The sequence below is a fragment of the Natronospira bacteriovora genome, assembly GCF_030848495.1.
Lineage (GTDB): Bacteria > Pseudomonadota > Gammaproteobacteria > Natronospirales > Natronospiraceae > Natronospira > Natronospira bacteriovora.
Genome location: NZ_JAVDDT010000004.1, coordinates 24,598 through 38,337 on the forward strand (window position 1 = coordinate 24,598; position 13,740 = coordinate 38,337).

Consider the following 13,740-nt stretch of genomic DNA (forward strand, 5'->3'; position numbering starts at 1 on the left):
GATTCTCTGGAGGCAGCGGTGAGCGAGCGATCGGAAATCAAGGTGCGGGATCCGGAACAGCTGAGCAACCGCGCCTACGCGGTGCTGAGCGGTGACGACCAGACGGATCGCCTTTGCGAGGCAATCCCCGAATCCGCCTGCAGCAATCTGCCGCGCAACTATCTGCTGAACGTGGGCAACGGCGCCAGCAGCAAGCTGGCCGAACAGGTAGCCGGGCCCAATGTGGTGCTGCCCTGGCTGCTGGGTGCGATTGGTGCCCCCGCCGCCCTGATTGGTCTGCTCATGCCCATCAAGCAGGCCGGCTCCCTGCTGCCGCAGCTGGCCATTGCCGGCTGGATCCGCTCCGCCGCCCGCCGCAAGTTCTTCTGGGTGCTGGCCGGCGTGGTCCAGGCCCTGTGCCTGCTGCTGATGATCCCCGCCGCCGAGTTCCTGCCCGCCGCCACCGCCGGCTGGGTCATCATTGCCTTGCTGGCGGTTTTCGCCATCGCCTCCGGCACCGCCTCGGTGGCCTTCCAGGACGTGGTGGGCAAGACCATCCCCAAGGGCCGTCGGGGGCGCCTGCTGGCCAACCGTGCCGCCATTGGGGGCGCCCTGACGATTGTGGCGGGGCTGCTGATCAATCAATACATCGGCCATGGTCAGGACATGCTCATCTATCTGGGCCTGGTCTTCTTTGGCGCCATGCTCTGGTTCCTGGCCGCCGGGCTTTTCCTCATGATCAAGGAGACGCCGGGTGCCACGGAGGGTGGCCGCAATGCCATTCAGGAGGCGGGCAATGGCATTCGCCTGGTGAAACGCCTAAGCGCTTACCGCCGCTACCTGCTTGCCCGGGCCCTGCTGCTGACGGTGGAGGTGGCCACACCCCTGTTCGTGCTGTTCGGTCAGGGCGTGGTGGTGGGCAGTGCCGTGGGCCTGGGGATGTTCGTCATCGCCGTGGGGGTGGCCCAGGTGATCGGCAGCCCCTTCTGGGGGTATTTTGCCGATGCTTCGGCGCGCCGGGTGCTGTACTGGAGCGCCCTGATTGCCGCCGCGGCCGGGATGGTTGCCATCGCCATCGGCCTGCTGCCGGAGGGCTGGCGAGTGGCCCCGCTCTATGCCGTGGTATTCGTGCTGATCGGACTGGCCGAAGCCGGGGTTCGGCTGGGGCGCAAGACCTGGCTGGTGGATGCCGCGCCCGCTGCGGATCGCCCGACCTGGGTGGCCTTCTCCAATACTTCCATCGGCCTGTTGACCCTGGCGGCGGGGGGCCTTGGCCTGATTGCCCAGTTCGCCGGGCTGGAAGCCATGATGCTGACCATTGTCGCGCTCTGCCTGGCCGGCGCGGCCGCCGCCTGGTTCATGCCGGAAGCCAGTGACGCAGAAAGAGAGGCACTCAATGACTGAGAACGGAACCGAGAAACTGCTCATCTTCATCCGCAGCCTGATCAGCCTGTCGGTCGGCATGGTGGTGGCCATGCTGATTTTGGCCATGGCTTTCTGGCTGCAATCGCTGCTGCTGGATGACCTGCGTCATGACAGTGTCGTCTCCATCATCAGCTTTCTCGTCCCCTTCCTGTTCGGCGGCATCGCCACCGGGCTGGCCAACTGGACCCGGAAGCCCCTGGTCACGGTGGCCCACGGGCTGCTTTTTGGCGTGCTCTACCTGGCCATGTTCATCTGGGGCTGGATCCAGAGCGAGGAGATCGGCCTGGGCCTGATCAGCGGCCTGGTCTCGGGCGGTCTGGTGCTGGCGGCGGTGGGCAGTCTGCCCGGCCTCTGGATGCGCCTGCGGTTCCTGCGCCGACGCGGATGAGCCGCTCCGATTACGGCGCCATCGCCGCCTTTGCCCTGTTGACGCTGGTCTGGGGTTACAACTGGGTGGTGATGAAGATCGCCCTGGATTACAGCAGCGCCCTGGACTTCGCCGTCCTGCGCAGTCTGGGTGGTGCCCTGTGCCTGCTGCTGCTCAGCCTGGCCTTTCGTCAGACCCTTATCCCCACCGCGCCCTGGCGCGTCCTGCTGCTCGGCCTGTTCCAGACCACCGGCTTTACCGGCCTGGTCACCCTTGGCCTGGCCAGCGAGGGGGCGGGCAAGACCGCCATCCTTGCCTTTACCATGCCCTTCTGGGTACTGATCTTTGCCGCCCTGGCCCTGGGCGAGAAAGTACGCGACTGGCAGTGGCTGGCCGTGGCACTGGCGCTCACTGGCCTGATTCTGCTGATCGGACCCTGGGACGCGTCCCTGCGCACCCCGGGCAGTCTGCTGGCGGTGGCCGCGGGTGCCTGCTGGGGCGCCAGCGTGATCGTGGCCAAGAAGATCCCCATGCAAAGTCGCTGGGAACTGATCCCCATCACCGGGTGGCAGATGCTGCTGGGGGCCATTCCGCTGATGTTGCTGATGCCGGTCTTTGATCGCCCGCCCATTGAATGGAGCGGAACCTTCATTGCCGCCCTCCTGTTCAACATCCTGCCGGCCAATGCCCTGGCCTGGCTGTTCTGGCTGTATATCGTCAGCCGCCTGCCGGCCGGCCTGACCGGCCTCAACGCCCTGGTGATTCCCGTCATCGGCATGAGTGCGGCCTGGCTCCAGCTGGGGGAGCGACCCAGCCAGCTGGAAGGCATGGGCATGGCGCTGATCGTGCTGGCCCTGGCGGTACTCAGCATTCGGGGCTGGTGGCACTGGCGTCGGGCCAGGGCACGGGCATGACCCGATCACCCCCACCTGCGCGCTCTCCAGCCACGACCGTCTGACAGGGTTGGCGATTCCGATTACCATAGGCGACTCTGACCAGCCGCTTCATCCCCGCCCTTGCCACCCAAGGCGGCGGACACGAAGTGACTGATCATCGCTTCCTCGGGGCATACTGGCACAACAGCGGACGGGTACAGCGGGGGTGAGCTCAGGGCATGACGGAAACCATTGAAGTGCCGCTCTGGTTGCTGCTGGCAATTGCCTTGCTGGCCCTCTGGGTGCTGCTGGAGCGCCTGCTGCTGCCCAGCGTCCGGTGGTTCTTCCGGCGCCGGGTGAATCTGCTCATCGACCAGCTCAACCGGCGCCTGAAACTGCGTCTGCCCACCTTTTCCCTCACCAAGCGACGGGTGCTGATCGATCGCCTGGTCTACGATCCGACGGTCCTGGAGGAAGTCCGACAGCACTGCCAGGAAACCGGCGCGCCCTGGGCCGCGGCCCTGCAGCAGGTGGAATCCTATGCCCGGGAGATCGTGCCCTCCTTCAATGCCTACTTCTATTTTCGCTTCGGCAATCAGATAGCCCGCTGGCTGGTGCAGCGCCTCTATCGGGTGCGCCTGTCGGAGCATGAACAGGGGGACCTGGCCAATATCGATCCCGCGGCCAGCATCGTCTTCGTCATCAATCATCGCTCCAACATGGACTATGTGCTGGTCTCACACCTGGCCCACAAGAAGACCGCCCTGTCCTATGCCGTGGGGGAATGGGCCCGGGTCTGGCCGCTGCAGCAGATGGTCAAGGCCATGGGCGCTTATTTTGTCCGCCGTGGTTCAAACAATGCCCTCTACCGCCGGGTACTGGAACGCTATGTGCAGATGGCCGTGGAAGGCGGCGTGGTTCAGGCGGTCTTCCCGGAAGGTGGCCTGAGCCGGGACGGCCACTTCCGCGAGCCTCGAATCGGCCTGATCGATTACATGCTGCGAGCCCATGACCCGGAATCGGAGCGGGACATCATCTTCATTCCCGTGTGCATCAACTATGACCGGGTCATCGAAGACCGTACGCTCCTGCGCGAAGCCAGCGGCAAGCGCGCCGAACGCAAGTCCGCCATCTCCGCCATCTGGGGAACGCTGCGCTTTCTCGGTCGCAGTCTCAATCCCTGGCGGGCCGGTCGCTGGCACCGCATGGGCTATGCGGCGGCGGGATTCGGGCAACCGATCTCGGTGCGTGACTGGTGCCGCCAACAGGGTGTGCATTTCAATCAATTGCCGCGCAAGGAACGCATTGACCAGACCCGGCGCTTCGCCGACGAACTGATGACACGCATCGCTGAAACCATGCCGGTTCTGCCGGTCTCGCTCATCAGCTGGCTCATGCTGGCGGCACCGGCCCGTGCCTGGACGCGGGAACAGCTGGAGCAAAGCTATGCCGCCGCCATCGCGGCCCTGCGGGAACGGCATGCGAAGGCCTATGTCCCGCGCCGGGAAGCGGCTTATGCGGTGGAGATTGGCCTCAAGATGCTGCGGGTTCGCAGTCTCATCCAGGATGACGAAGACGGTTATCGTCTGCTGGAAGAGGAAACACCGGTGCTGCAGTATTATGCCAATGCCATCGACCATCTGATGCGCGACCTGCCCCGCCAGTCCATACTGGCGGCAGCCGAAAGCGCTACCGCTCACTGACACCCAGGGGGATCACACACCATGTCCTTCAGACCGCCCGCACGACTGCTCGGCCTGCTTCTTGTCGCCTGCCCCGCCATGGCCTGGAGCCAGCCCTGGGAACCCTACAGCTGGCACCTGGCACTGGAGGCCGGCGAAACGCAACTGGACATCAGCAAGGACAACTACCGCATTGACGACAGTGACACCTCCCTGCATCTGATGGCCGGTTACGAAATCACCCGCAACATCAACATCGTCGGCGGCTACATGGATCTGGGTCGCTTTGCCACCGACCTGCTGGTGGAAGACGAAGACGGCGACATGGTGGTGGATGATCGCCGCCGCACCTCGGTCAGTGCCTGGACCGCCCATGTGGAAATGCACTGGTCCCTGCTCGGTTTCCTGCACCCCAACGTGGGGCTGGGCGCCGCTCGCTGGCGCCTGGACATGCCCGATGGCCAGTATGACGACACCCAGGACACCGCCCCGATGCTTCGCCTCGGTCTCGGCATTGATGTGGCGCCCAACAGCCGCCTGGACGTAACCGTCCAGGAGATCAGTCGCCTCAATGCCCGCACGGCGGCCCTGGGGCTCCGCATCACCTTCTGAAGCCGATCACCGGGAATCCGCATGTGCCTGCTGGTTGTTGCCTGGCAAAGCCATCCCGCCATTCGCCTTCTGGCTGCCGGCAATCGCGATGAATTCCATGCCCGCCCGACCGAGGCAGCGGGGTTCTGGCCGGATCATCCGGAGTTGCTGGCTGGCCGGGATGTGACCGCGGGTGGTACCTGGATGGGCATCAGCCGCCAGGGACGCTTTGCCGCAATCACCAATGTACGCCCCGGGCTCGGCGAGGACCCCGGTCGGCCCGGCCGCCATTCCCGGGGCGAACTGCCGGTGGATTTCCTCACCAGCCGGCACACGACGGATGACTTCCTTCTGGACGTACAGAACCGGGCCAATGATTACGACGGCTTCAATCTTCTGGTCTGTGATGGCGAGCATCTGGGCTACTACAGCAATCGGGATGGGCGTGCACCACAACGACTCGGACCCGGTGTTCACGCCCTGAGCAATCATCGCCTGGAAACCCCCTGGCCCAAACTGCTGCGCCTGCGCTCCGGCTTTGAGGCAGCGCTGCAGGAAGGCCGGCTGGACAGTCGGCATCTGCTCAGCCTGCTCAAGAACAGCGACACCGCCGAGCCGGGTCAGCTGCCGGACACCGGTCTTGATCCGGAACTGGAACGCCGCCTGTCGGCCGCCTTCGTGCTGGGCCAGGATTATGGCACCCGTTCCTCCACCCTGGTGTGGCTGCATGAGGACGGTCATGGCGAGTTTCTGGAACGCCGCTACGGGCCGTATGGTCAAGAGCAGGGTGATAAGGTATTCCGCCTCACGATCGAATCCCCGCCCGATGACTGAAGGGCGTTCATCCCCGGAGAAGAACAAGGATTGACTGCGACATGAAGGGCGCACAGGCCGAGACCAGACCCTACGGCGAATGGACTTCACCGCTGACGGCTGAAGGAATTGCACGTGGTGGCCGGCGCCTGGCCCAGCCGCATTGCCATGGCGGTGACATCTACTGGCTGGAGGGTCTGCCCGAGGAAGGGGGCCGCACCGTCCTGCGCCGCTGGCAGGCGGGCCGGATCGAGACACTGACGCCAGGTGGCTACAGCCTGCGTACCCGGGCGCAGGAGTACGGCGGGGGCGTGTGGTGCCCGGCAGACAGGGAGCGACGCTTCTTCGTGGAGGACAGTGATCAGGGTGTGTATGTACAGGACACCGCCGGCATCCGCCCCCTGTGTCTCCTCGACGGCCTCCGCTTCGCCGATCTGCAATGGGATGGTGGCCGCAACCGGATCATCGCCATCTGTGAGGACCACCGCGACCCGGACATGGAGCCCAGCGCATCCGTGGTTGCCATCCAGGTGGACTCGGGCACGCTGACGACGCTGGTGAGCGGGGCGGATTTCTATACCGCGCCCCGCCTGTCCCCCGATGGTGACGAACTGGCGTGGGTGGAATGGAACCACCCCGACATGCCCTGGGACGCCAGCCGGCTGATGCGTGCCGTGCTCGATGGGGACGGTCGGCCGCAGGCCGTGCGCCAACTGCCAGGCAAGGGGCCGGAAGCCGTGTTTCAGCCGGAATGGCGCAGCCGGGGACAGCTTTGCTTTGTCAGCGATCGTGATACCGGCTGGTGGAACCTCTACAGCTGGGACGAGCGAGGCATCGCCGCTCTGACCGATGAGGAAGCCGAGTTCGGCATGCCCTGGTGGCAGTTCAACATGCGCAGCTGGGGACACGTGGACGCCGACACCGTGCTGGCGGCCAGCACCGCGGACGGTTTCTGGCACTTGAACCGCCTGGATCAGCAAGGTCTGCACTGCCTTGACCGGGAATGGTCCAGCATTGCCCATCTGCATGCGGCGGACGGGCAGGCGGTCATGCTGGCGGGCCGTCCCGACCACCCCATGGCCATCGTCCGCCTCGACCCGCAGAAAGGCCCGCTGGAAGTGCTGGCCATCTCGGCACCGGCTCCCGCTGCCGGGGACTGGGTCAGCGAAGCCGAGGCCATCAGCTTCCGCACCGGTGACGGCGACACCGCCCACGGGCTCTATTATCCGCCCCGCAACCCGGACTGCATTGCCCCGAAAGGGGAACGGCCGCCACTGCTGCTCAAGTGTCACGGCGGCCCCACGGGAGCGACCCAGTCCGCCTATGATCCCCGCATTCAATTCTGGACCAGCCGCGGCTTCGCCGTGGTGGACGTCAATTACCGGGGCAGTACCGGTTATGGCCGCGCCTACCGCCGCCGGCTTTATGGCGCCTGGGGGCGGGCCGACGTAGCGGACTGCGTGGCGGCGGCGGACTGGCTGATCGAACAGGGGCTGGCCGACCCCCAACGCTGTCTGATATCCGGCAGCAGCGCCGGTGGCTACACCGTACTGGCCGCACTGACTTTCAGTGAGCGCTTCAGTGCCGGCGCCAGTCATTACGGCATCGGTGATCTGAAGGCGCTGGATGCGGCCACTCACAAGTTCGAATCCCGCTATACCAGCCGACTGGTGGGGCCCGCCGAAGCCGAGTGGCAGGCACGCTCACCCATTAACCATGTGGATCGCCTGTCGGCACCGGTCATCTTCTTTCAGGGCGACCAGGACCGCGTGGTTCCGCCGGATCAGGCCGAAACCATGGCCGGCGCCCTGCGTCAGAAGGGGGTGCCGGTTGCTCATGTGGTCTTTGAGGGCGAAGGGCACGGCTTCCGCCGCGCCGAGAACATTCGCCAGGCACTGGAGATGGAACTCGCCTTCTATGGCCGGGTACTTGGCTTCAATCCGGCTGACCGCAGCCCCGAACTGAAGATTGACGGCCTGTGATGCGTGCACCCTCAGCTCTTCTCCCCATCCTCGCGGCGTTGCTGCTCGGCCCGGGCATCGCTCATGCCCAGTCCATCGAGATCGAGATTCTGGGGCTGGATGAGCACGAGGAGGCGCGTGAGAACGTGCTCGGTACACTGTCGGTCTTCCGCTATCGAGACGACAGCATGGGCGAACCCCGTCTGCGCCGGCTGCACGCCAGAGCGGGAAGCGAGATCCGCCAGGCGCTGCGTCCCTTCGGCTATTACGCCCCGGAAACGGAAAGCGAAATCGAGGCCGAGGAGGAAGGCTGGCGCCTGCGCTACCGCATCACCCCCGGCCCAAGGGTTCAACTGACGCAAGTCATCGTGCGCATCGAAGGCGACGGGGCCGATGACCGGGCCTTCATGCGAGCCCTGCAGGAAATGCCCATCCGCGAGAACCAGCCGCTCAATCACCAGCACTACGAGGATGCGAAAAGCACCCTGCTGGCCATCGCCGACCGCCGTGGCTACATTGAGGCGCGCTGGGAGCAGCGCAGCCTGCTGGTGGATCCCGAGACGCTGAGTGCCCGCGCCATCCTGATTCTGGACAGCGGCCCTCGTTATCGTTTCGGGCCCGTCACCATTCACCAGGACATCCTGTCCGACAGTTTCGTGCAACGCTATGTGCGTTTCGAGGAGGGCGAGCCCTTCGATGCCGACCGTCTGCTTGGCCTGCAGTACGGCCTGTCGGACAGTGAATACTTCAATTTCGTGCAGGTGACACCGCAGCGGGATCAGGCAGACGAGGACCGCCGCATTCCCATCGATGTGGAAGTCAGCGAACGGCCCAAGCATCGCTATACCGCCAGCATCGGCTATGGCACCGATACCGGCCCGCGTTATGGCCTGGGTTGGGACTATCGCCGCATCAACCAGTACGGGCACCGTGGCGCACTGGGATACAGCATCTCCGATGTCCGTCGGGCAACGGAGCTTCGCTACATCGTGCCCCTGGACAATCCCGTGCAGGAACGACTCGTCTGGGATCTCAACACCATCCGCGAGGATCGCGGTGACTTTCTCAGCCGCCGCAATGAGTTTGGTGTCGGGCGCACCACCGTGCAATGGAACTGGCTTCAGACCGTCTTCCTGCGTTACGAGCGTGAGCGCTCCATCTTCGACGCCGACAACCAGCCAGTGTCCGAAATAGTTGTTCCCGGCGTGACCTGGTCCCGCACCCGCGCCAATGATCCGACCTTTCCCCGCCGTGGCCTCAGCCTCTCCCTGGACGTGCGGGGTGCCCGGGAAGAGTTCCTCTCGGATCTGAATTTCTTCCAGACCACCCTGCGCGCCAAGCGGGTGCAGCCGGCCGGGGAGGACAACCGCTTTCTGATCCGCCTGGAGCTTGGGGGCACCGGCACCGAAAACTTCGACCGCCTGCCCCTGTCCCAGCGATTCTTCACCGGTGGTGACCAGAGTGTGCGTGGTTTTGCCTACCAGGAACTCAGTCCGGTGGATGACGATGGTCGACGGGTGGGCGGGCGTTATCTGGCCGTTTCCAGTGTCGAATTCGACAGACGACTGAGCGGCCAGTGGTACGGCGCTGCCTTCGTGGATGCGGGCAATGCCATGATGTCCTTCTCGGAATCCCTGGAGACATCAGCGGGCGTGGGCGTCCGCTGGGCATCACCCATCGGCATGATTCGCATGGATGTGGCCCGCCCCCTGTCCGATCCGGATCGGGGCTGGCGATTTCACCTGACCGTGGGGCCTGACCTGTGAGCGAACAAAGGCGAAAGGCGATCGGCTGGCGTGGCTGGCTGGTGATTGGCTCCACCGGCCTGCTCACTGCGGTGATCCTGGCACTGGTGGCGCTTCTGTATACCGAGGCCGGGCTGCGCTGGGCGGTCTCGCAGGCCAGCCAGTTCAGCCCGGGCGAGCTGGAGATCGGCGAGATCCAGGGCAGCCTTGGCGGTCCACTGCGCCTGGGCGACATTCTTTACCGCGAAGAAGGCCTCGAGATCGAGGCGGCGGAACTGCGGGCCGACTGGCGCCTGGGACTGCTACTGCTGCGCACACTGCATGTGGATCAGCTCCATGTGGAGGGATTGCGGCTGCGACTGAGCCCCGATCCGGATGCCACGGCGGACGATGAACCCTTCCGCCTGCCGGAAGCCATCGAGCTGCCGTTGCGGATCAACCTGACGGAGTTGCTGCTCCGTGACGCCCGCCTGTTCGTGGACGATGAACTGCAGTTCGAGCTCCGGCAGCTGCGGCTGGACGCACTGGCACGCGGCAAGCGCCTGCGCATTGATGAACTGGATCTTGACAGCCCGCTGTTGCTCGCCCGTCTGGAAGGCGAACTGGAGATGGCCGGGGACTGGCCGCTCCAGCTGGACAGTGACTGGCTGCTTCGGCTGCCCGATTTGCCGCAGGTGGAAGGGGCGACACGGCTGGAGGGCGACCTCCAGCACCTTCGTCTGCAACAGCAGATCAGTCGCCCGCTGGTGGCCGACGTCAGCGGTGACATTCGGCAAGCACTGGAAGCACCCCGAGTTCAGCTGGCGCTCCGCTTCCGCGAGCTGCGGCCCTCGCGTTTCCTGGACGAAGCACCGGAGGGTCTGCTTGCCGGGCAGTTCCAGCTCAGTGGCCCACTGGACGATCTGCGCCTGCGGGGGCATGTGGACGCCACCGACACCCCCTGGGGCGACCTTGGCCTGCGTGGCGATGTCAATCTGCCGACGGACCTGACCTGGCTGCAGTTGCGCAGTCTCCAGCTGGATCACCAGCAACACCCCATGCGCATCCGTGCACAGGGCCGGGTGGAGAATCCCCTGGAGGATGACCCGCTGGTGGATCTGGCCCTGGAGTGGGTGTCGCTGGCCTGGCCGCTGGACATTCCCGAGTACGTTTCCGAGGCAGGCGAGCTCAGGCTGCAGGGCCGACAGAGCGACTACCGTCTGGAGTTGGCCACGCGATTTGCCTGGCTCGGTCACCACCCGGACATCGCCGGGCCGCTGAGCGGTGAGATTCATGCCGGGCTGCAGGGCGGGCCGGAGCGGGCCGATATCGACGATCTCCTCCTGCGCCTGGACGACGGGGCAGAACTGGGTTTTGGCGGCGCCGTGGACTGGAGTGATCGAGGCAGCTTCGTGGACGGTGACTTCCGCATCGCCCGGCTGGATCCGGGGCGCCTGGCGCCGGACTGGCCCGGCGAGCTGGCCGCCAGCGGGCAACTGCTGTTTTCCTGGCGGGATGGGGAACCGCGGCTTGACCTGACCCTCGCCGAGGCACGCGGGCAGCTGCTGGAACACCCCCTGGAGGGGCGTGGGCGGCTGGCCTATGGCGATGAACAGTTGGAATTCGATGATTTTCGGCTGCGCCTCGGGGACAGCCAGTTGCAGGCGGATGGCCGGCTCGCCCGTGAGCGGGAAAGCGCCATTCGCTTCCACCTGGCCGTGGAAGAGCTCGCCGACTGGCCCATCGATGCCGCCGGTCGCTTGACGGCCAGCGGCGCCCTGGCCGGAACGCTGGACGCCCTGGACCTGGAGCTGGAGGTTGAAGGGGCCAATCTGGCGCAGGAGTCACTGCGCCTGCGCGAGATGGCGCTCAACATTAAGCTGCGGGATTCCGGACGCGGCCAGAGCCGGGCCGAACTGCTGGCCGAAGGCATCGAGTACGACGATCAGCTCGTTGAACGGATTCATGTCGCCCTGGACGGGCAACAGGATTCACATCGCCTGTTGATGACGGTCGAGCAGGAACTGATTCACTTTGGCCTCAGCCTGGCCGGCGGCCTGGACGCGGATTTCCGCTGGGAGGGGGAACTGCTTGACACCCGTCTGAGCAATGCCCTTGTCGGTGACTGGCAACAGCAGGAGGCCAGTCGCCTGGTTGCCGGCCCTGACGGGGGTCGGCTGGATCAGACCTGTCTGCGCACCCCTGAACATCAAGGCAGCCTCTGCTTCGCCGGCGATGGCGATGCCGAGGGCCACTGGCAGGCCGACATCCGTGCCCGCGACTTCCCTCTCGCCATGCTGGTGAACCCGGAAGCCATGGGTGTCGATGTGACAGGGCTGTTCGACCTGGGCGCCCGCGCCCATGACCGGGGTGACGGAATCCGGGCGGAAGGCGAACTCGAGTTCAGCCCCGGGGCAATTCGGCAGGCCGTGGATGGCGAAGCCATGACGCTGATGGCCATTGACGGCGGCCGGGGACGCTTCAACTGGACCCCGGATTCGGCGGACGGCGACATTGCCCTGGATCTCAGCGACGGCGGTCATTTCCGGCTTTGGGCGGAACTGCCGGACGGCATGGATGGGCCCCTCCAGGGACGGCTGGACGCGGACATCCCGCAGTTGGGCCTGCTTCCGGTGCTGGTGGCAGAAGTGGGCCGGGCGGAAGGACGGCTGACTCTGGCGGTGGACATTGACGGGCAGCTGGATGACCCGTCCTTTACCGGCGACGTTCGGGTACACGATGCCATTCTGAGTCTTCCGGATCTGGGTATCACCGCCGAGGCCGTCAATGTTCATGTTACCGGCGGCATGCAGACGGTCAGCATGACGGCCAGCGCCCAATCGGGCGGCGGGCAACTCGAGTTCGACGCCGATCTGGATCGTCTCGCCGGTGACTGGCAGGGTGGAGCCCGACTCAGGGGCGAGGACTTTCTGGCCCTGAGCACTCCCGACGCCCGAATCCGAATCAACCCGGAACTGGAAATCCTGGTATCGCCAGGCAATCGCCTGGACATCACAGGCGACCTGCACATTCCCTGGGCAAGCATCACCCCCGGTGATGTACGTACCACCATTCAGCCTTCACCTGACGAGGTACTGGTGGGAGAAGTCATCACTGCCGCCGCCGAGGACAATGGCTGGGATATCTACACCCGTGTCCGCACCTCCCTCGGGGACGATGTCAGTTTCGGCGGATATGGCCTGAGTGGACGCATCGCCGGCTCCCTGGTCATCCGCGACGAACCCGGGGCCCTGACCCGGGGCACCGGCGAACTGGAAATTCTTGACGGCCATTACCAGGCCTGGCGACAGCGGCTTCAGATCGAACGCGGACGCCTGTTCTTCAGTGACACGCCTGTCTCCGATCCGGCCCTGGACATTCGGGCCGTCCGCCGGCCTCGCGGTGTGGTTGTGGGCGTGAACATTCGCGGCACCCTGCGTGAACCGGAGCTGGAGCTGTTCTCCGATCCGCCCATGCAGCAGTCCGAACAGCTGTCCTACCTGCTCACCGGCCAGCCCCTCACCGAAGGTCGCGAAGCCGACATGGATCTGATCCGGGAAGCCACACTGGCCCTGCAGCTGGCTGGCGGGGCGGCGGTGGGTCGCAGTGTGGGCCGGCGGCTGGGGGTGGATACGGTCACCATCGAAACCGGTGATACGCCGGATGACGCCCAGGTCGTGTTCGGCGAATACCTCTCGCCACGCCTGTTCATCAGTTATGGCATTGGCCTGTTCGACAGCGTCAACATCTTCCGCATTCGCTACGAAATCAGCAGCCGCTGGTTCCTGGAAGCCCAGACCGGCCCCCGCTCCGGCGCCGACTTCATCTACAGCCTCGAGCGCGGGTGAAGGTATTGGGACCACGAAATGGACACGAAATGCACACGAGATGTGGGCCGTGCGTGGAGAGCCGCCGTGCGGCTTCCGAGGGCCCGTGCTTGAAGATGGCGGGGCCATTCGACCGGCACTGTGGGAGCGGCTTTCAGCCGCGATGGCAATCCATCACCTGGCACGCCGTTTTCTAGCCGCTGTGGGAGCGGCTTTCAGCCGCGATTTCAATTGATCGGTTGGCACGCTGCTATACCGGAATCCCTGTAGGCGCGGATTTATCCGCGCCTACAGGGGGTTTCAAGGACCGGGCGTGCCAACCGCACGATTGATATCGCGGATAAATCCGCTCCCACGCTGCCTATAGCAATCCCGTGCCATCTCCGGGCACGGCCTTCCCGAAGCCGCACGGCGTCCCATATGGCACGGCCCTGCATCTGCGTTCATCCGTGTGCATCTGTGGCTAAAAATTCTTTTGTGTTTTATCTCGTGTGCA

Annotated in this window: 9 protein-coding genes; all 9 read left to right on the forward strand. The window is 65.1% G+C overall.

Features of this window, described 5'->3' with window-relative positions; genetic code table 11:
- Positions 1-18 precede the first annotated feature (18 nt).
- Positions 19-1,383, forward strand: a complete 1,365-nt coding sequence (locus RBH19_RS07390; RefSeq protein ID WP_306728191.1) for an MFS transporter — start codon at positions 19-21, stop codon at positions 1,381-1,383.
- Positions 1,376-1,792: a hypothetical protein gene (locus RBH19_RS07395; RefSeq protein ID WP_306728192.1), complete on the forward strand. Its 417-nt coding sequence runs from the start codon at positions 1,376-1,378 to the stop codon at positions 1,790-1,792. The genes RBH19_RS07390 and RBH19_RS07395 overlap by 8 nt, the downstream gene beginning before the upstream one ends.
- Positions 1,789-2,685, forward strand: a complete 897-nt coding sequence (locus RBH19_RS07400) for a DMT family transporter (RefSeq protein WP_306728193.1) — start codon at positions 1,789-1,791, stop codon at positions 2,683-2,685. The genes RBH19_RS07395 and RBH19_RS07400 overlap by 4 nt, the downstream gene beginning before the upstream one ends.
- Positions 2,686-2,885: 200 nt before the next feature.
- The gene (locus RBH19_RS07405; protein WP_306728194.1) at positions 2,886-4,349 is read left to right on the forward strand and encodes a 1-acyl-sn-glycerol-3-phosphate acyltransferase; all 1,464 of its coding nucleotides are present in this window, start codon (positions 2,886-2,888) and stop codon (positions 4,347-4,349) included.
- Between the two features lie 21 nt (positions 4,350-4,370).
- A complete protein-coding gene (locus RBH19_RS07410) occupies positions 4,371-4,940 on the forward strand; it encodes a putative outer membrane beta-barrel protein (protein ID WP_306728195.1) in 570 nt (189 codons plus the stop codon).
- Positions 4,941-4,961: 21 nt separating this feature from the next.
- Positions 4,962-5,753, forward strand: coding sequence for an NRDE family protein (locus RBH19_RS07415; RefSeq protein ID WP_306728196.1), 792 nt, complete (start codon positions 4,962-4,964; stop codon positions 5,751-5,753).
- Between the two features lie 41 nt (positions 5,754-5,794).
- On the forward strand, positions 5,795-7,714 hold the full coding sequence (locus tag RBH19_RS07420; protein WP_306728197.1) for a S9 family peptidase: 1,920 nt from the start codon (positions 5,795-5,797) through the stop codon (positions 7,712-7,714).
- Positions 7,714-9,459 (forward strand): autotransporter assembly complex protein TamA, encoded by a 1,746-nt coding sequence (locus RBH19_RS07425; RefSeq protein WP_306728198.1) that lies wholly within the window; start codon positions 7,714-7,716, stop codon positions 9,457-9,459. Before RBH19_RS07420 ends, RBH19_RS07425 begins: the two co-directional genes overlap by 1 nt.
- On the forward strand, positions 9,456-13,265 hold the full coding sequence (locus RBH19_RS07430) for a translocation/assembly module TamB domain-containing protein (protein WP_306728199.1): 3,810 nt from the start codon (positions 9,456-9,458) through the stop codon (positions 13,263-13,265). Before RBH19_RS07425 ends, RBH19_RS07430 begins: the two co-directional genes overlap by 4 nt.
- Positions 13,266-13,740 lie beyond the last annotated feature (475 nt).

Bases quoted from the DNA above. Each gene is read 5' to 3' on its own strand.
- RBH19_RS07395 (WP_306728192.1), top strand. From the start codon at position 1,376: ATGACTGAGAACGGAACCGAGAAACTGCTCATCTTCATCCGCAGCCTG.
- RBH19_RS07400 (WP_306728193.1), top strand. From the start codon at position 1,789: ATGAGCCGCTCCGATTACGGCGCCATCGCCGCCTTTGCCCTGTTGACG.
- RBH19_RS07405 (WP_306728194.1), top strand. From the start codon at position 2,886: ATGACGGAAACCATTGAAGTGCCGCTCTGGTTGCTGCTGGCAATTGCC.
- RBH19_RS07410 (WP_306728195.1), top strand. From the start codon at position 4,371: ATGTCCTTCAGACCGCCCGCACGACTGCTCGGCCTGCTTCTTGTCGCC.
- RBH19_RS07415 (WP_306728196.1), top strand. From the start codon at position 4,962: ATGTGCCTGCTGGTTGTTGCCTGGCAAAGCCATCCCGCCATTCGCCTT.
- RBH19_RS07420 (WP_306728197.1), top strand. From the start codon at position 5,795: ATGAAGGGCGCACAGGCCGAGACCAGACCCTACGGCGAATGGACTTCA.
- RBH19_RS07425 (WP_306728198.1), top strand. From the start codon at position 7,714: ATGCGTGCACCCTCAGCTCTTCTCCCCATCCTCGCGGCGTTGCTGCTC.